The 18,295-nt window shown below is 58.2% G+C and carries 13 protein-coding genes; 2 read left to right on the forward strand and 11 right to left on the reverse strand.

Annotation, left to right across the window (positions count from 1 at the left end):
* The first annotated feature begins 49 nt into the window (after positions 1 to 49).
* Complete coding sequence (gene carB / locus LC334_RS01580) at positions 50 to 3,349, forward strand: carbamoyl-phosphate synthase large subunit (protein ID WP_085798467.1); 3,300 nt, start codon at positions 50 to 52, stop codon at positions 3,347 to 3,349.
* 892 nt (positions 3,350 to 4,241) lie between these two features.
* On the opposite strand, the gene LC334_RS01585 is transcribed toward carB, so the two are convergent.
* From LC334_RS01585 to LC334_RS01620, 8 genes are all read right to left on the reverse strand, one after another.
* A complete protein-coding gene (locus tag LC334_RS01585) occupies positions 4,242 to 5,936 on the reverse strand; it encodes an ABC transporter ATP-binding protein (RefSeq protein WP_085798468.1) in 1,695 nt (564 codons plus the stop codon).
* A 2-nt stretch (positions 5,937 to 5,938) separates the two neighbouring features.
* Positions 5,939 to 7,162 carry an ABC transporter permease gene (locus LC334_RS01590; RefSeq protein ID WP_139836260.1) on the reverse strand — a complete coding sequence of 408 codons (1,224 nt, stop codon included), beginning with the start codon at positions 7,160 to 7,162 and terminating at the stop codon, positions 5,939 to 5,941.
* Between the two features lie 12 nt (positions 7,163 to 7,174).
* Positions 7,175 to 8,131, reverse strand: coding sequence for an ABC transporter permease (locus LC334_RS01595; protein ID WP_085798469.1), 957 nt, complete (start codon positions 8,129 to 8,131; stop codon positions 7,175 to 7,177).
* A gap of 203 nt (positions 8,132 to 8,334) precedes the next feature.
* Positions 8,335 to 9,945, reverse strand: coding sequence for an ABC transporter substrate-binding protein (locus tag LC334_RS01600; protein ID WP_085798470.1), 1,611 nt, complete (start codon positions 9,943 to 9,945; stop codon positions 8,335 to 8,337).
* 25 nt (positions 9,946 to 9,970) lie between these two features.
* Positions 9,971 to 11,581: an ABC transporter substrate-binding protein gene (locus LC334_RS01605; protein ID WP_085798471.1), complete on the reverse strand. Its 1,611-nt coding sequence runs from the start codon at positions 11,579 to 11,581 to the stop codon at positions 9,971 to 9,973.
* Positions 11,582 to 11,943: 362 nt separating this feature from the next.
* The gene (locus tag LC334_RS01610) at positions 11,944 to 13,251 is read right to left on the reverse strand and encodes a replication-associated recombination protein A (protein WP_085798472.1); all 1,308 of its coding nucleotides are present in this window, start codon (positions 13,249 to 13,251) and stop codon (positions 11,944 to 11,946) included.
* 3 nt (positions 13,252 to 13,254) lie between these two features.
* A complete protein-coding gene (locus tag LC334_RS01615) occupies positions 13,255 to 14,634 on the reverse strand; it encodes a trypsin-like peptidase domain-containing protein (protein WP_085798779.1) in 1,380 nt (459 codons plus the stop codon).
* A gap of 99 nt (positions 14,635 to 14,733) precedes the next feature.
* Positions 14,734 to 14,937, reverse strand: coding sequence for a hypothetical protein (locus tag LC334_RS01620; protein WP_085798473.1), 204 nt, complete (start codon positions 14,935 to 14,937; stop codon positions 14,734 to 14,736).
* 248 nt (positions 14,938 to 15,185) lie between these two features.
* On the opposite strand from LC334_RS01620, the gene LC334_RS01625 reads away from it, so the two are divergent.
* On the forward strand, positions 15,186 to 16,010 hold the full coding sequence (locus tag LC334_RS01625) for a helix-turn-helix domain-containing protein (RefSeq protein WP_176237592.1): 825 nt from the start codon (positions 15,186 to 15,188) through the stop codon (positions 16,008 to 16,010).
* 225 nt (positions 16,011 to 16,235) lie between these two features.
* Here the strand turns inward: LC334_RS01625 and rplQ are convergent, their stop codons facing one another.
* From rplQ to rpsK, 3 genes are all read right to left on the reverse strand, one after another.
* Entirely contained in the window at positions 16,236 to 16,655 is a 420-nt protein-coding gene (gene rplQ, locus LC334_RS01630; RefSeq protein ID WP_085798475.1) for a 50S ribosomal protein L17, read from the reverse strand.
* A gap of 115 nt (positions 16,656 to 16,770) precedes the next feature.
* Entirely contained in the window at positions 16,771 to 17,787 is a 1,017-nt protein-coding gene (locus LC334_RS01635; RefSeq protein ID WP_085798476.1) for a DNA-directed RNA polymerase subunit alpha, read from the reverse strand.
* Positions 17,788 to 17,896: 109 nt separating this feature from the next.
* On the reverse strand, positions 17,897 to 18,286 hold the full coding sequence (gene rpsK / locus LC334_RS01640) for a 30S ribosomal protein S11 (RefSeq protein WP_085798477.1): 390 nt from the start codon (positions 18,284 to 18,286) through the stop codon (positions 17,897 to 17,899).
* Positions 18,287 to 18,295: the final 9 nt, after the last annotated feature.

The following is an 18,295-nucleotide window of genomic DNA, read 5'->3' on the forward strand; positions in this document are numbered from 1 at the left end:
GCGTGCGCGGGCCTTGGCGTACGCCCATTTAGCCGCCCTGGGGATCACCATGCCAAAAAGAACTGATATCTCGTCCATCATGATCATCGGGGCGGGGCCGATTGTGATCGGGCAGGCATGCGAGTTCGATTATTCCGGTGCCCAAGCCTGCAAGGCGCTACGCGAAGAAGGGTACCGCGTCATTCTGGTCAACTCGAACCCGGCCACGATCATGACCGATCCGGAACTGGCCGACGCTACTTATATCGAACCAATCACGCCGGAAGTCGTCGCCAAGATCATCGAAAAGGAACGGCCCGACGCGCTTCTACCCACCATGGGCGGCCAGACCGGGCTGAACACCGCACTCGCCGTGGCCGATCTGGGCGTGCTGGACAAATTTGGCGTCGAACTGATTGGCGCCAATCGCGAGGCCATCGAGATGGCCGAAGACCGCAAGCTCTTCCGCGAGGCGATGGATCGTCTCGGCATCGAAAACCCCAAGGCCACCATCGCCAACACGATAGAAGAGTGTATGGCGGCGATTGATTATGTCGGCCTGCCCGCGATCATCCGCCCCGCATTTACCCTTGGCGGCACCGGCGGCGGCGTCGCCTATAACCGCGACGATTACGAGCATTTCTGTAAATCCGGCCTCGATGCTTCTCCGGTCAACCAGATCCTGATCGACGAGAGCCTGCTGGGCTGGAAAGAATTTGAGATGGAGGTGGTCCGCGACAAGGCCGACAACGCGATTATCGTCTGTGCCATCGAAAACGTCGACCCGATGGGCGTGCATACGGGCGACAGCATCACCGTGGCCCCCGCCCTGACGTTGACCGACAAGGAATACCAGATCATGCGCAACGGCTCGATCGCCGTTTTGCGCGAAATCGGGGTTGAGACCGGCGGCTCGAACGTGCAATGGGCGATCAATCCCGAAGATGGCCGCATGGTGGTGATCGAGATGAACCCGCGGGTCAGCCGATCGTCGGCGCTCGCCTCCAAGGCCACGGGTTTTCCCATCGCCAAGATCGCTGCCAAGCTGGCCGTGGGCTATACGCTGGATGAACTCGACAATGACATCACCAAGGTCACGCCCGCGTCGTTTGAGCCGACCATCGACTATGTCGTCACCAAGATTCCGCGCTTCGCGTTTGAGAAATTCCCCGGCAGCAAACCTTACCTCACCACCGCAATGAAGTCCGTGGGCGAGGCGATGGCGATTGGCCGCACTATCCACGAAAGCCTGCAAAAGGCGCTGGCCAGCATGGAAACCGGCCTTACCGGCTTTGACGAGATCACCATCGACGGCGCGCCCGACAAGGCCGCCGTGCTCAAGGCGCTCAGCCAGCAGACGCCTGACCGCATCCGGGTGATCGCCCAGGCCATGCGTCACGGGCTCAGCGATGATGAGATACAGGCAGCCACGGCCTTTGATCCGTGGTTTCTGGCCCGCATCCGCGAGATCGTCACGGCCGAAGAGGATGTGCGCGCCAACGGGTTGCCAACGGATGAGGCCGGGCTGCGCGCGCTCAAGATGCTGGGCTTCACCGATGCCCGGCTGGCGAAACTGACCGGCTTCACCGAGGCCGACATACGCCGCGCCCGCCACGCACAGGGTGTCACTGCCGTGTTCAAACGCATCGATACCTGCGCCGCCGAATTCGAGGCGCAGACGCCTTATATGTACTCGACCTACGAGGCCCCGATGATGGGCGAGGTGGAATGCGAGGCCCGGCCATCTGACCGCAAGAAAGTTGTCATCCTGGGCGGTGGCCCGAACCGGATCGGTCAGGGGATCGAGTTCGATTATTGCTGCTGTCATGCCTGCTATGCCCTGACCAAGGCGGGCTACGAGACGATCATGATCAACTGCAACCCGGAAACGGTAAGCACCGATTATGACACCTCGGACCGGCTGTATTTCGAACCGCTGACCTTTGAACATGTGATGGAAATCCTGCGGGTCGAACAGGAAAACGGCACGCTCCACGGCGTGATCGTGCAATTCGGCGGCCAGACGCCGCTGAAACTCGCCAACGCGCTGGAAAGCGAAGGCATCCCGATCCTCGGCACCTCGCCAGACGCCATCGACCTTGCCGAAGACCGCGAACGTTTCCAGGCGCTGGTGAACCAGTTGGAGCTGAAACAGCCCAATAACGGCATCGCCAGCACCGACGCACAGGCCCTCGCGATCGCCGAGAAAATCGGTTTTCCGCTCGTCATCCGCCCCTCTTACGTGCTGGGTGGTCGGGCGATGGAAATCGTCCGCGATATGGCCCAGCTTGAACGCTATATCGCCGAGGCGGTGGTGGTCTCGGGCGATAGCCCGGTCCTGCTCGATGGCTACCTCTCGGGCGCAATCGAATGCGATGTCGACGCGCTTTGCGACGGGGAAAGCGTACATGTAACCGGCATCATGCAGCATATCGAGGAGGCCGGCGTACATTCCGGTGACAGCGCCTGTTCGATCCCGCCCTATTCGCTGTCGAAAGAGGTCATAGCCGAAATCAATCGCCAAACCGAAGCGCTGGCCCGCGCGCTCAACGTCGTCGGCCTGATGAATGTGCAGTTTGCCGTCAAGGGCGATGACATTTACCTGATCGAAGTGAACCCGCGTGCCTCGCGTACCGTGCCCTTCGTCGCCAAGGCGACGGACTCAGCAATCGCCTCGATTGCCGCACGGCTGATGGCCGGTGAGAAACTCAGCAATTTCAAATTCCGCGGCCCCTACCCGGCGGATACCAAACCCGGCACCCTGCCGATGGCCGACCAGATGACACTGGCCGACCCCAACATGCCGTGGTTCTCGGTCAAGGAGGCGGTCATGCCCTTCGCCCGCTTCCCCGGTGTCGATACCATCCTCGGCCCTGAAATGCGCTCCACCGGAGAGGTCATGGGCTGGGACGCCAGTTTCCCCCGCGCTTTCCTCAAGGCGCAGATGGGCGCGGGCACGCAACTGCCTGAGGGCGGCAAAGTGTTCTTCTCGATCAAGAATGACGACAAGACACCGCAACTGGTCGAGACCGCGCAGATGCTGGTCGATCTGGGCTTCGAGATTATCGCCACCCGCGGCACCGCGTCGTTTCTGGAAGGGCATGACATTGCCTGCGTGGTGGTCAACAAAGTCTATGAAGGCCGCCCCGACATTGTCGACATGCTGAAAGACGGGCAGATTTCGTTGGTGATGAACACGACCGAGGGCGCTCAGGCAGTCGAGGACAGCCGCTCCATCCGCTCGGTCGCGCTTTATGACAAGATCCCCTATTACACCACCGCTGCCGCTGCCCACGCCGCCGCCCAGGCGATGAAGGCCCGACAGGAAGGTGAGATCAAGGTGATGCCGCTACAAGGGTCCGCCGCCTGACCCTTCGAGCGGGACATGTCACATACCAATCGGGAATGCGCATCCATGAGGTAGCCAGCATGGCCGCATGGCGCCTTGAATCTGATGTCGATCGGCCAGCCGATTTGACCTCTATTCACAGAGAATCAGGGATGTGAGATGCTCGGAAAGGCCCCAAATCGGCGAGTTGTGGCCCCGACACAAGAAAACCACACATGTGACACACGCGCGCCTTATAGGTTTTTTCATTTTACTTCATATACTTATCAGTAAATTCTGATGCTATGCTCATTTGGATGATCTGGGTTGCAATGAGTGCATAGATTTTTATTAATTTTTTGATTGCGTCATGAGATTTTGTGTTTATGTGGGGGCTAAGCAGGTGAAGCCCTGCTTGTAATCGCAACGTCAGCTAAAGGAGGCAAATATGACCCGTGATGAACTGAACCGTGAATTGCGTATGCATAGTGCCACCTTCCCGGCAGTACTTATTGTCTACGGCATGATCATCGGCACGATGGTACTGTCGGCTATGGCAATCGTCTGATCTCAGGATCAGGCAACGCAATCCAGTTATGTAAATTCGTAGGCGCCGACGGGCTCATGGTCCACTCGGTGTTCCAAGTTCCCACCGGAACGACAATCGGCGTTCCCTTCCGAGTCGACGGAGACCCCACCATGAACCGTGACGAACTTCTTCAAGAACTGCGTATGCACAGCGCCAGTTGGCAGGCTGTTGTGATTGTCTATGCCTTGATCGTCGGTACGATGATCTTCTCGGCGATGGCGATTATCTAGGGTCACGCCGTGCCGAATGGGCTTCATCCAGCCGGTTGAATGCGACAGACCATGAGAGACAAAACGGCGGGTGGATTTATCCACCCGCCGTTCTCTTCGATCAAAAGTCAGATCTTTAGCTTTTCGCCCTCTGGATCTTTGGATCATTGGGATCAATCTGGGCTGCTGCGGCATCCCCCAGATTGTCGATACCGCGCTCTTCGAGAAGCGTGGTCAGCCAGTTCGGGTCCATCTCGGGCACCGAGCTAAGCAACAGATCGGTATAGGGATGGTGCGGCGGCGTGAACATGTCGTCCTTGGGCCCCTGCTCAACCACTTTACCCTGCTGCATCACGATGACTTCATCCGCGATAGAACGCACCGTCGCAAGGTCATGGGTGATGAACATATAGGCCAGGTTCAGCTCGTTCTGGAGCCGGTCGAGAAGTCGCAGAATGCCCTCGGCCACGAGCTGGTCGAGCGCCGAGGTGACCTCGTCACAGACGATGAAGGTAGGCTCAGCCGCCAGTGCCCGGGCAATACCGATCCGCTGTTTCTGACCACCTGACAGTTCCGGCGGATAGCGATTATAGAATTGCGCCGGATCAAGTTCGATCAGATCAAGAAGCTCATCCACACGGTTCTTCAGATCCGCACCGGTAAGGCCGGAATAGAATTGTGCCGGACGCCCGATAATCTCGGAAATCTTCACCTTGGGATTAAGCGCCGTATCAGCCATCTGATAAATCATCTGGCATTGCCGCAACTGATCGCGTGTGCGGTTGCGATAGTCATGCGGGAACGGTTCGCCTTTGAACAGAACCTCACCTTTCGAAGGCGGCAGAAGCCCGGTGATCACCCGCGCGGTCGTGGATTTACCCGAACCGGATTCGCCCACCACGGCCACAGTCATCCCTTCGTAGATATCAAACGAGACATCATCCAGGATCTTGGGGCCACCGGTATAGGCCGCATCGACATTCTTCACCGAGATCAGCGGCACAGTGTCCTTGGGCCGATGCCGTTGCGGGCTTTCAAAGCTGCGCACCGCCCAGAGGGATTTGGTGTAATCCTCTTTCGGGTTTTTCAGCATCTCCTCGGTCGAGGCCTCTTCAACCTCGTTACCCTTGAGCAGCACCTTGATCGTGTCCGCCATCTGCGCCACCACGGCCAGGTCGTGGGTAATGTAAAGCGCCGCGGTGTTGAACTGTTCGACGATATCGCGAATGGCCGCAAGAACTTCGATCTGAGTCGTCACGTCAAGCGCCGTTGTTGGCTCGTCAAAGATGATCAGGTCGGGCCGACAGGACATCGCCATCGCCGTCATCGCCCGCTGCAGCTGACCGCCCGAAACCTGGTGCGGATAGCGAAACCCGATCTCCTGCGGGTTCGGCAGACGCAGCCGGTCATAGAGGTCCATCGCATCTTCCTGCGCCTCCATGCGCTTTTGGATGCGATAGTGCAGTGGCGCCTCGGTATGCTGGTCAATGATCTTATGCGCCGGATTGAAGGACGCCGCCGCTGATTGCGCCACGTAGGCGATCCGCGAACCGCGCAGCGCGCGTTTCTCGGATTCGGTGGCGGTGGTCAGTTCCATGCCATCGAACTCGATATGCGACCCCTCGACGATCCGCGTGCCGTCCCGGGCGTACCCCATTGCCGCGGCACCGATGGTGGATTTGCCAGCGCCGGATTCCCCGATCAGACCCATCACCTCGCCGCGGTGGAGGGTCAGGTCGACACCCTTGATGATGTCGACCCAGGTTTCATCAGAATAGCCCTGAATCTTCAGGTCCCTGATTTTCAGAAGGACTTCTTTTTTCTTCGGCATGATTATTGCTCCTTCAGACCGGAGGACCGGAACAGCATCCAGTCAACCACGAAGTTAACCGCAACCGTCAGCAGCGCGATGGCCGCCGCCGGGATCAGCGGGGTGATGTCACCGAACGAGATCAGCGTGGCGTTCTCACGCACCATTGATCCCCAGTCCGCCGTCGGAGGCTGGATACCCAGGCCAAGGAACGACAAGCCCGCGACCAGCAGGAACACGAAGCAGAATTCCAGGCCAAACTCAGCGATCAGGGGTGCCGTCGAGTTGGGCAGGATTTCGCGCCTGATCAGATAGCCTGTCCCCTCACCACGCAGTTTTGCGGCCTCGATATAATCCATCACCACGACGTTGCCCGCCACCGCCCGTGTCAGGCGGAAGACGCGCGGCGCGTAGATGATGGCGACAGCGCAGATGATCACCGGTGTGCTGGGACCAAAGATCGACAGCATCAGCAGGGCAAAGATCAGTGACGGGATCGACATGATCACATCAGCGACCCGGCCCAGGAACTGATCGAACCAGCCGCCTTTGGTGGCCGCGAGCAACCCTGCACCAGCGCCCAGGAAGAACGCAGCTGTCGTCGCAGTAATCGCCAGACCGACCGAGTTCCGCGCGCCATAGACGAGGCGGCTGAACATATCCCGGCCCAACTGGTCTGCGCCCAGCAGCATGGATTCATCCGGCGGGGCAAAGGCGGACGAAATCACCGCGGCCTCTCCATGAGGTGCAATATAGGGCGCAAAGATGCCGGCAATCGCGTAGGTGAAGATCACGAACATCCCGAAGGCCGCCGTCAACGGCGCGGTTCGAAGTTCCTTTGCGGTTTCCGTGGTCATCGCAATCAGCAGAACCACGATGATGACAAGCGCGAAGGCGATCTCACCCAGAGGCAAGCCGATTATCCATGCCAGTAGGCACCACACTGCGGGCACAAGAAGGCACAGGTACTTCAATGGCGGATTGTTCGCGAATGAACTTCCCACGTTGCTTTCCGCCAGCTGGATCAGAAACTCCCGGAAGGCGTAAGACACCATCGCCGTCAGGCCCAGAAGCGCCGCACAGACGGCAACCGCCTTAAGCGCGCCGGGGCCTCCGACAATCCCAAGGATGAACGACACCAGCGTCAGCGAGAAGGCCAGGATGAACACCTGCCGTTTGTTGAAATATGCTGCCAGGCAGGAGACTGCGAGCAACAGGGTGTAGTAGCCGATTACGAATACACTCATCTCTCTACCCCCTTATTTCGGATGCCGCAGACGCGGGTTGGTCAGGATTGCGCCAACATCAGCTGCCAGATTGAGCAGGATGAAGGTCGCGGCGAAGATCAGACAGCAGGCCTGCACGACCGGGAAGTCGCGTTTGGACACCGCATCCACCAGCGCCTGGCCGATGCCGGGATAGACAAAAACCACCTCAACCAGCACGACGCCGGTAATCAGGTAGGCCAGGTTAAGCGCCACAACGTTGATGATCGGCGCCCAGGCATTGGGCAGCGCGTGTCTGACGATCACTTTCCAGGGCGGTGTGCCTTTAAGCCTCGCCATCTCGATATAGGGGCTGGCAAGAAGGTTGATGATCGCCGCGCGTGTCATCCGCATCATGTGAGCAACAACCACCAGCACCAGCGTTAGGGCAGGCAGGAAGGTCCGGTTCAGCAATTCACCGAAACTCATCCCGTCACTCAGGCTGGAGATCGCCGGGAACATGCCCCATTTGACCGCGAAATAGAGGATCAGGATATACCCCAGGAAAAACTCGGGCGATGAGATTGACGTAAGCGTCGCTACGTTTGCCACCCGGTCGAAGATCGAGTTGCGCAGCAGCGCAACCAGAACGCCCAGAACGATCGCGACCGGAACCGCGATCACGGCGGCATAAGCAGCCAGGAACAATGTGTTCATGAAACGCTCGCCGATCAGTGAGATCACCGGCTCTTTGGTAACGACGGACGCACCAAAGTCGAAAGTCACGGCGCCCGAAAGCCATCCGAGATATCTGACGATCGCGGGCTTATCCAACCCCATTTCCTTGCGCAAAGCAGCAAGGTTGTCCTCGGTCGCTCCCTGGCCCAGAACCGCCTGGGCGATATCGCCCGGCAAAAGTTCGACCATGAAGAAAATTATGATTGAGATTACAAGTAGAATCACCAATCCGAGACCGAGCCGCTTTCCAACGAGCCCAAGAATGTCTCCCATCTATCCCTCCTGTGTTGGTTCCAAAACCCTGCATACAAAGCCCTGAGCAGGTTTTCGGTACTTAATTTTTTTGGCCTTGAGCGCTTCGCGATTTCTTGTGGATCGGTTGGGTCAAGGCTGTTGGTTTGAAAACCCTACACTTTTTTGAGCCTTCGAAAAGCAAAAACCCGGCGCAAAGGGCGCCGGGTTCGTCGTTATTGGGTTCAGCCGTCGAACCACCAGCGGCTCGCGTGACGGTATCCGTCCATCTGCCATGCCGGTGAAAGTTGCCCGATATGCTTGACGTTCTTGCGGCGCCCGTAGACGAAATTCGGGAAGTACGGAATGACCGTGCCGCCTTCATCGCGCGAGATCATACCCATTTCGTGATACATCTCTGCACGTTTCGCGTCGTCCAGTTCGGCCTTGGCCTGCAACAGAACCTCGTTGAAGCGCGGATGCTGCCAGTGCGACTCGTTCCAGGCGGCATCGTCCTTATAGGCCAGCGTGTACATCACGTCAGGCGTCGGGCGCGCACCCCAGGTGACCATGCACCAGGGTTTGACCAGCCATACATCCGACCAGTACCCATCGTTCGGTTCGCGAACGACCGTAATGTTGATACCCGCGGGTTTGGCGTGCTCAGCATAAAGGATGGCCGCGTCGACGGCACCGGTTGTGATCGATTCAGCTGTCGAGAAGCTGACATCCAGGCTGTCCAGCCCCGCTTGTTTCAGGTGATGCTTGGCTTTATCCGGATCGTATTCACGCTGCGGGATTTTCGACGGGAAATACGGCATCGCCGGCGAATGATGGAAATCATTACCGATCGTCGCCGCGCCGAACGTGATCTTTTCGACCAGCTCCTCGCGATTGATCGCGTATTTCAGCGCAAGCCGCACATCGTTGTTATCGAACGGCGCGACATCCGTATGCATTGGCATCGTGATACATTGCGCGGACGATACGTTATCGATCTCCACATCCGGGCTGCGCCCCAAGAGGCCCAGTGTCTTGTTTTCCAGAAGGCTGCAGGCATCAACGTCACCGGTCACCAGCGCGGTCTGACGCGCGTTCGGATCGTTGATGACAAGGAATTCGAGCTCATCGAAATAGGCGCCCTCGCCGTGCCAGTCGTCGTGGCGAACGAAAGTCCCTCCGACACCGAACTCAAGGTTGACGATTTTGTACGGACCGCAGCCGTCAGCAGACTGCCAATTTGCCGTGCCGTCTTCGTTGGCGGGCAAGATTGTCAGGTGATAGTCCGGCATGATCCAAGGCAGGTCTGCGTTTGGTGCAGAAAGCTTGAATGTGACCGACCCATCGCCATTGTCGACAAGATCTTCGACCGACGCCAGAAGCGCCTTGGCTGCCGATGTCGAGCCATCACCGCGATGATGGTTCATCGAGGCAATGACATCCGTGGCGGTAACCTTCTTACCACTGTGGAACGTGGCGTTCGGGTTCAGTTTGAATGTCCATTCCTGCGCATCCGGTGTGGCCGACCATTCCGAAGCCACATCCGGCCCAAGTGTGCCGTCTGCGTTGATCATGGTCAGATAGGCCCGGAACGTATGAGCCAGTGAAATTTCAAAGTTAGATTGATATTGCCCGGGATCATGCTGGTCCGAGGTGTTACCATCATGCTGCGCCATACGGTATTTGCCGCCGCGCTTGGGTTCGGCCTTGGCCGAAGTACCCCATAGTCCCGTTGCGGCAGACGCGGTCATACCCGCGGCCACCGAATAATTCATGAAGGACCTGCGCGAAATGCTGCCCTCGCGGGCAGCATCTGCAAGTCGGTCGATCATCATCTGATCTTGGACTTTAGTCATAGTTTTCTCCCTGTTTGGTTTGGTATTAGGCTTCGAACCACCAGCGATGCCCGGCCCGCGCACCATCCATCATCCAGCTGGCTGCCAGCTGACCGGTATGTTTGACACCTTTGCGACGTCCGTAGACGAAGTTCGGGAAGTACGGAATTACCGCACCACCGTCATCACGCAGGATCATACCCATCTCGTGGTACATTTCGGCACGTTTCACGTCATCCAGCTCTGCCTTCGCCTGCAGCAGAACTTCGTTGAAGCGATCGTTTTTCCAGTGGGTTTCATTCCACGGGGCATCATGCTTATACGCCAGAGTATACATGACATCCGGCGTCGGGCGCGCACCCCAGCTGACCAGGCACCAGGGCTTCGTCAGCCAGACATCCGACCAGTATCCATCATTCGGCTCACGTACGACGTTGATGTTGATACCCGCCGCCTTGGCCTGTTCTGCATAAAGCAGGCACATGTCGATCGCACCGGTGGTGATCGATTCAGCCGCGCTGAGATTGAAGGTATGGCCTTCCATTCCCGCCTTTTTCATCAGCGACTTGGCCTGATCCGGATCATATTCCCGCTGAGGGATATCCGCCGGGAAATAAGGCATCGCTGCTGAATGGTGGAAGTCGTTGCCAACGGTGGCAGCGCCATACTGAACCTTTTCAACCAGCTCCTCGCGGTTGATGGCCAGCTTCAGCGCCATCCGCACGTCCGGGTTGTCGAACGGTGCGACGTCACAGAACATCGGGATGGTGATCGCCGATGCCGACGGCACGTTGTCGATTTCGATGTTGGGGTCGCGGCCCAGCAGCGCCAGCGTCTTGTTCTCAAGCAGACTGGCTGAATCAACATCGCCGGTAACCAGCGAGGTTTGACGTGCGTTCGGGTCGTTGATCGCAAGCATCTCGATCTCGTCGAAATACGCACCTTCGCCATGCCAGTCGTCAAACCGCTCGAGACGCGCACCGACACCGGGTTCATATTCGACAAGTCTGTACGGTCCGGAGCCATCGCCCGACTGCCAGTTCAGCGAGCCGTCGGCATTGGCCGGGCAGATCGGCAGGTGATAGTCCGGCATGATCCAGGGCAGGTCCGCATTGGGCGAATCCAGTTTGAACGTAACCGAATGATCACCGTTATCGACAATCTCGACCACGCTAGCCAGAAGTGCTGCGGCTGCCGAGGTGTTGCCTTCGCCACGGTGATGGTTCATCGACGCGATCACGTCTGTTGCGGTCACCTTCGCACCTGAATGGAATGTCGCCGCCGGGTTCAGCACGAATGTCCACTCGGTCGCGTCTGGTGTCGCTGACCATTCCGAAGCCACATCCGGCCCAAGTTTCTGGTCTGTATTGATCATTGTCAGGTACGAACGGAACGTATGCGCCATGACAATGGTGAAGTAGGACAGGTAAGTGCCCGGATCATGGCTATCGCTGGTGTTGCCGTCATGTTGAGCGAGGCGGAACTTGCCTCCGCGCTTGGGTTCGGCCTTTGCTGCGGTCCCCCAAAGACCCGTTGCAGCAGAAGCGGTCATGCCCGCCGCCACCGAGTAGTTCATAAAAGAACGGCGCGAAATCTTACCTTCACGGGCAGCATTCGCCAACCGATCGATCATCATCTGATCTTTAGTACTAGTCATAGTCTCTCCCTTGAGCTTTTTTTGACTTTGCGTCTTATTGAACCGCCAATGTTCTGATCGGTCTGTAAAAGTATCTCCGTCCAGAACGTCAGTAGGCAGCCTGTTTGCGACGTTTGGACAGCAAAACACGAAATTCGAATCGCATCCAGCGCGCAAACGGATAATTCAGTTTTTTTTTGGTAATTCACGATAATTACAGAATGTTTCTAATCGTTTGGGGTCGATCAACATTCGGTGTGGACGATATTCGATCATTTATCGGATAGTCAAAAAACGACATTTCTTGGGCTTTGGTGAATATTGCCGGTCAGGTGAAATCTTGTGCCGTCAAAAAATACCCGCTTAACGAGAAGATGTGTTGCTCAGTTTCGCTTCTTTCTAAGTTTGCTGAAATAATCCAGCCTTCGCTTCAGTTCACGCTCGAATCCACGCTCAACGGGTTGGTAGAGTACCGGGCGCTTAATGCCATCGGGAAAGTAATTCTGGCCAGAAAATCCGTCTTCGGCATCGTGGTCATAGGCATATCCGTCACCATAGCCCTGATCTTTCATCAACGAGGTGGGAGCATTCAGAATATGTTTTGGTGGCGGTTCTGACCCGGTGCGCTTTGCCTCTTTCATCGCCGCCTTGAAGGCGACGTAACCGGCGTTCGATTTGGGCGCCAGTGCCAGATATGTCACCGCCTGCGCCAGCGCCAATTCCCCCTCGGGGCTGCCCAGCCGTTCATAGGTTTCCCAGGCCTGCACGCAGATGCCCTGCGCCTGCGGATCGGCCAGGCCAATGTCCTCGACCGCCATGCGCGCGATCCGCCGCGCCAGGTACCGCGGGTCCTCCCCCCCGGTCAGCATCCGGGCAAACCAGTAAAGCGCGGCATCCGGATCAGACCCGCGCACCGACTTATGCAGGGCCGAGATCAGATTGTAATGTTCGTCCCCACCCTTGTCGTATTTTGCGGCGCGCTTCATCAGGCGAGTTGTCAACGCGTCGGTGTCCAGTTTTTTGTCAACCTTCCAGGCGGCGACCTGTTCAATCAGGTTCAACAGCGCGCGTCCGTCCCCGTCCGCCATCTCCAAAAGCGCCTCGCGCGCGGCCCCGTCAAGCGGCAAGACCCGGTCCAGCTCTTTCTCGGCGCGCTGCGCGAGCCGCTCAAGATCAGCCAAACCAAGCCGCTCCAGCACAAGCACCTGCGCCCTGCTCAGAAGGGCGGCGTTAAGCTCGAAGCTCGGGTTCTCGGTCGTGGCGCCCACCAACAGGATGGTGCCATCTTCCATATGCGGCAAGAACCCGTCCTGCTGGGCCTTGTTGAAGCGATGGATCTCGTCGACGAAAAGCAGCGTCCCCTGCCCGTTCGTCCGCCGATGCTTGGCGGCCTCAAACACTTTGCGTAGCTCGGGCACACCGGTGAAGATTGCGCTGATCTGCACGAAATGCAGATCGGTTTCATCCGCCAGAAGCCGCGCGATGGTGGTTTTGCCAACCCCCGGCGGACCCCAGAATACGAGCGACGTGAGCGATCCAGAGGCAAGCATGACACCCAACGGCGCCTCGGGACCCAGCACCTGATCCTGACCGATGACATCAGCAAGCTTTCGCGGTCTCAGGCGGTCGGCCAGCGGTCGGGGCGCGTTGTCCGGCACCCCTGCGGACGCGGTATCAAAAAGGTCCGCCATCGGTCAGAGCCTGAATCGCAGAACGCTGCGTTTTGCGCCGCGCTGAACGTCCAGCGACAACCATCTGGCCTTTCGCTCCAACAGTGCGGTCGCCGTCGCCGTATCGCTGGCAGGTTCGTCGTTGATCCCGCGCAGGACATCGCCAGCCCGCAACCCGGCGCGCGCGCCCAGCCGCCCGGGATCGACTACCAGCACACCGACCGCATTCAACGGCAGTCCAAACTCCGCCACGACAGCCGGATTGATATTCGACAATCGCATGCCGGGTATGGCTGACCGCTTGCCGGTCTCTACCTCAGCTCGCGCAGGTTTATCCGGTGCTGGCATCAGTGAAACTGTCGCATCGCGCGCCTTGCCATTTCGCAACACGCTGACCCTGGCCTGATCACCCATTCCGGCCACCGACATGCGAAAGATCATCTCGGCCGGGGTATTGACCGGCTGACCGTCCACCATCGCAATCACGTCGCCGGGCTCCACGCCCACATCCTGGAACGGGCTTTGCGGATGTACTTGCGAAATCACGATGCCGCCGGGGCGATCCAGGCCCAGGCTTTCGGCCATATCCGCCGTCACCGGTTGACCGTTCAAACCCGCCCAGGGCCGGATAAAACGATCATTTCCGGCACGCGCCTGGGTCACGAATTCGTCTACCAGCGCACTTGGGATCGCAAACCCGATCCCGTTCGATCCACCCGAGCGCGACAATATCCAGGTGTTGATCCCGATAAGCCGCCCGGCCATGTCGACCAGCGCGCCACCCGAATTGCCCGGATTGATCGGCGCATCGGTCTGGATGAAATATCCGCGCGCATTTCCCATCGCCACACCCGACCGCGCCAGCCCCGAGACGATACCGCTGCTGACGGTCTGACCCACACCAAACGGGTTGCCGATCGCAAGCACCAGTTCGCCAACCTCGACACTATCGCTGTCGCGCAGTTCCAGTGCGGGCAGCGCCTCATCCGCTTCGACCTGCAGGATCGCCAGATCGCTCTCCTCATCGGCCAGCAACAACCGCGCTGAAAACTCCCGACGGTCGGTCAGCACCACACGGATATCCGTCGCCTGCCCGACAACGTGATAATTAGACACCACGATGCCATCCGACGACAGGATCACGCCGGAACCCAGAGAGTTTTCCACCCGCTGCTGCGGCGCGCCAAAATCCCTGAACATGCGGTCAAAGAAAGGGTCGCCCTTGAACGGGCTGGATCGGACATTCACCACACGCTTTGCGTAGATGTTTACCACCGCCGGGGTGGCCGCGCGCACGACCGGTGCAAAACTCAGCTGCATCTCAAGCTGGTTTTCCGGCGCGCGCGTCTGCGCCCCCATATGAGCAGGCCAGATCAGAAGCAGGAGAGCGAAAAACCGCAGCATGAACACCTCATCGGAATACTCCGGAGATATGCGCATGGGTTGGCGTCAAAGCAAGCGCCTAATAGAACGGCGCACATTGCCATGTATCCCGGATGGCGCTCACAGCGGGCGGTCTGAACCACGCAGATAGCGTCGCCGATGTGACCACCCGGCGGGGCGATGGGTGGGCGTCGGGCGCCGATCACCGGGGGCGATGCGTTTATCCGCATCGCCGTTCCCGGGTCTGTCCCTCGGCAGGAAAAGAAGCAGCTGTGGTGCGAGAAAATACAAAGCGTCGGTCAAACGTTCCGGGCGGCGGGCCATCGAGAAACTCCTTACATGTGATCTACACAAGACAGCCTGCCGCCCCCCTACCCTTGCACTACAGTGACGTGACCCGCACGACCGTAAGAAACCGTAAGTTACCCGTAAATCGCTTGGCTTAGCGGTTCCCAAAGGTCATGTTCAGCACATATCAGTGCTGCGTTGCGCGAGGCCCCATGACCAACCCTCCTTCCCTTTTTGCAAGAAAGCTTCGTGACTGGCGCGCCAGCAACGGTGCGCACGGCCGAATGACACAGGAAACACTGGCAGAGACGCTGGGCGTCAGCGTCGATGCGATCAGCAAATACGAACGCTCGGCCTCATTCATCCGCGGGGATCTTGAACACCGGCTGGCCGAACGTCTGGGCTGGACACGCGACGATATCCTTGCCTGCCGCGAGGATTGGCAAGCGCGAAACCAGCGGCAGGCTCAAAGCGCCTACCAGCTACTGGATGATACGCTTGTAGACCGGTATTTTGGCGGATCATGGCGCTATGCGATCAATGACATGATCACGATGGCCCAATCGGAGTTTGACTTTCTGCCTGATGAACTTGCACCCGACAGGGACCTCTATCTGCCAATATACGATACCTATCCCGACAATTGGCGTGCGGTTCTGCACAAAGACCAGATCGTAGCGAAATGGAGCCTTTTGTTTTTGCGTCCTGAACATGAAGAGGCTTTTCGCAAGGGCAACCTGATTGAATCAGAGCTTACGGTCGACCGTCTGAACCGATTGCTGTTGCCCGGCACCTATTTCGGCTACTGCCCGGCATTGATCATCCTTAAACGACACGAGGCTGCGGCATCCCTATTGCTGTCATCTTTTGTCCGGTTTCTCGAAGCATTGGCAGAACGGGATATTCTCCTGCACGGCATCGGCACGATCTCATGCTCACCCGGAGGCGCTCAGGTGTGCCGTGACCTTGGGATGACACGGCATGGCGTCTATTTCATGGATTCAGCCTTCGGTATCTGGGAACTTCCCGGCAACGCCATCGCAAACTCGATCTTTGCGCGACGTTCACCACTTTTGCGGCGGCGTTATGCCGAAGCTTACGGGGGTTAGTACTATTCAGAACGAGGTAGGGGAGTTTCGCCCGGTTTTGGCCTGAAGCTGCCTTTCCGGTTTATCGCCAGCGTGGCCTCAAGGCCGCAGCTTAAAGTCAAAAGCACTCAAAACGATTTCGAACAGTCTTAAACGCTCTAATCCAACACTAAGCCTCACGACAAAAAAACGCCGCCAGAAATCCTCCGGCGGCGTTTCGTTCAGAGCAATAAGCTCCTGTAATTCTTATTCTTCTGCTGCCTCTTCGGCGGCGACGCGGGCCTTGTCGGAGGCGCCTTTGGCGTCCAGATCGCGATCAACAAACTCGATGATTGCCATCGGGGCCATGTCACCATAGCGGAAACCGGCCTTCAGGACGCGGACATAGCCACCCTGACGCTCTTTATAACGCGGGCCCAGAATGTCGAACAGTTTGGTGACATACTGATCCTGCTTGAGCTGGCTGGCGGCCTGACGGCGGGCGTGCAGATCGCCGCGTTTGCCCAGCGTGATCAGCTTTTCGACAATCCGACGCAGTTCTTTCGCCTTGGGCAGCGTGGTTTTGATTTGCTCATGTTCGATGAGCGACCCGGCCATGTTCGCCCAGAGCGCCTTACGGTGCTCGTGGGTACGGTTCAGGCGGCGGTAGCCTCGTGCGTGACGCATGATTTCATTCCTTCGTGTTTTGCTTTGTCCGGCGGTCTGATGCGTGTCAGCCGCTCTCCTTGGGGCGGGGTTGCCCGTATTTTCCCCGGCATTCCGGGCAGTAGTGAAGACGCGCTTAGAACGCGTCTTCGAATTTCTTCGCCAGATCTTCGATGTTATCCGGCGGCCAGTCTTCGACATCCATGCCCAAGTGCAGCGCCATGCCGCTCAGAACTTCCTTGATCTCGTTCAGCGACTTGCGGCCGAAGTTCGGGGTACGCAGCATCTCTGCTTCGGTCTTCTGGATCAGGTCGCCGATATAGACGATATTGTCGTTCTTCAGGCAGTTTGCCGAACGCACGCTGAGTTCCAGCTCGTCCACCTTCTTGAGCAGCAGCGGGTTGAACTCCAGGCCATCGTCTTCGTCCTGACGGCTGGCGCTTTCGGGCTCTTCGAAGTTCACGAAGATGGAAAGCTGATCCTGAATGATCCGCGCAGCATAGGCCACGGCATCGTCCGGCGTGATCGAACCATCGGTTTCGACCTTCATGGTCAGCTTGTCATAGTCGAGAACCTGACCTTCGCGGGTCGGCTGCACGTCGTAGCTGACCTTCTTGATCGGCGAATAGATCGCATCAACCGGAATCAGACCAATCGGTGCATCCTCGGGCTTGTTCTTGTCAGCCGCGACATAGCCTTTGCCCTGGTTCACGGTCAGTTCCATGAACAGGTCCGCACCTTCGTCGAGGTGGCAGATCACGTGATCTTTGTTCAGAACCTCGATACCCGCACTGTCCGAGATATCACCGGCGGTGACAACGCCCGGACCCTTGGCCGTGACCGAAAGACGCTTGGGGCCTTCGACTTCCATGCGCAGGCTGACGCCTTTGAGGTTCAGAACGATGTCGGTGACGTCTTCACGCACACCGGCCACGCTTGAGAATTCATGCAGCACGTTGTCGATCTGAACGCTGGTGATCGCCGCGCCCTGCAGCGACGACAGAAGAACGCGGCGCAACGCGTTGCCCATCGTCAGGCCAAAACCGCGCTCCAGCGGTTCGGCCACGACGGTTGCCTGGCGGATCGGGTCATTGCCCGGCTTCACTTCCAGCTGTGTCGGCTTGATCAGCTCGGCCCAATTTTTGTGGATCATGTGTCCCTCCATTCCTGTTCAGCCCTCATGTCCAAAAGGCGGAACGCCCGAGGTTAAAATGACAGAATGGGGCCGTGGAAAAACACGCGGCCCCAAAGTTGTAAAAAGCTCAGACCCGGCGACGTTTCGGCGGGCGGCAGCCATTATGTGCAATCGGTGTCACGTCACGGATCGATGTGATGTTGAACCCGACAGCCGCCAGAGCACGCAGCGCACTTTCACGACCGGAACCGGGGCCCTGCACTTCGACTTCGAGTGTGCGCATGCCGTGTTCCTGCGCCTTGCGGCCCGCATCTTCGGCGGCCATCTGCGCGGCATAAGGTGTCGATTTACGCGACCCTTTGAAGCCCATGGTGCCTGCCGACGACCATGCAATGGCGTTGCCCTGCACGTCCGAGATCAGGATCTTGGTGTTGTTGAACGAAGAATTCACGTGAGCAACGCCGGTGGCGATGTTCTTGGAGACCTTCTTTTTGGTGCGTTTGGTATCGCGTGCCATTGATCAGCC

Source organism: Roseovarius aestuarii (genome assembly GCF_019966515.1).
GTDB classification, from domain to species: domain Bacteria; phylum Pseudomonadota; class Alphaproteobacteria; order Rhodobacterales; family Rhodobacteraceae; genus Roseovarius; species Roseovarius aestuarii.

What these genes read in the sequence shown, in the direction of transcription:
- carB (WP_085798467.1), top strand. Translation starts at nt 50, where the DNA reads ATGCCAAAAAGAACTGATATCTCGTCCATCATGATCATCGGGGCGGGG.
- LC334_RS01585 (WP_085798468.1), bottom strand. Translation starts at nt 5,936, where the DNA reads ATGCCGAAGAAAAAAGAAGTCCTTCTGAAAATCAGGGACCTGAAGATT.
- LC334_RS01590 (WP_139836260.1), bottom strand. Translation starts at nt 7,162, where the DNA reads ATGAGTGTATTCGTAATCGGCTACTACACCCTGTTGCTCGCAGTCTCC.
- LC334_RS01595 (WP_085798469.1), bottom strand. Translation starts at nt 8,131, where the DNA reads ATGGGAGACATTCTTGGGCTCGTTGGAAAGCGGCTCGGTCTCGGATTG.
- LC334_RS01600 (WP_085798470.1), bottom strand. Translation starts at nt 9,945, where the DNA reads ATGACTAAAGTCCAAGATCAGATGATGATCGACCGACTTGCAGATGCT.
- LC334_RS01605 (WP_085798471.1), bottom strand. Translation starts at nt 11,581, where the DNA reads ATGACTAGTACTAAAGATCAGATGATGATCGATCGGTTGGCGAATGCT.
- LC334_RS01610 (WP_085798472.1), bottom strand. Translation starts at nt 13,251, where the DNA reads ATGGCGGACCTTTTTGATACCGCGTCCGCAGGGGTGCCGGACAACGCG.
- LC334_RS01615 (WP_085798779.1), bottom strand. Translation starts at nt 14,634, where the DNA reads ATGCTGCGGTTTTTCGCTCTCCTGCTTCTGATCTGGCCTGCTCATATG.
- LC334_RS01620 (WP_085798473.1), bottom strand. Translation starts at nt 14,937, where the DNA reads ATGGCCCGCCGCCCGGAACGTTTGACCGACGCTTTGTATTTTCTCGCA.
- LC334_RS01625 (WP_176237592.1), top strand. Translation starts at nt 15,186, where the DNA reads ATGACACAGGAAACACTGGCAGAGACGCTGGGCGTCAGCGTCGATGCG.
- rplQ (WP_085798475.1), bottom strand. Translation starts at nt 16,655, where the DNA reads ATGCGTCACGCACGAGGCTACCGCCGCCTGAACCGTACCCACGAGCAC.
- LC334_RS01635 (WP_085798476.1), bottom strand. Translation starts at nt 17,787, where the DNA reads ATGATCCACAAAAATTGGGCCGAGCTGATCAAGCCGACACAGCTGGAA.
- rpsK (WP_085798477.1), bottom strand. Translation starts at nt 18,286, where the DNA reads ATGGCACGCGATACCAAACGCACCAAAAAGAAGGTCTCCAAGAACATC.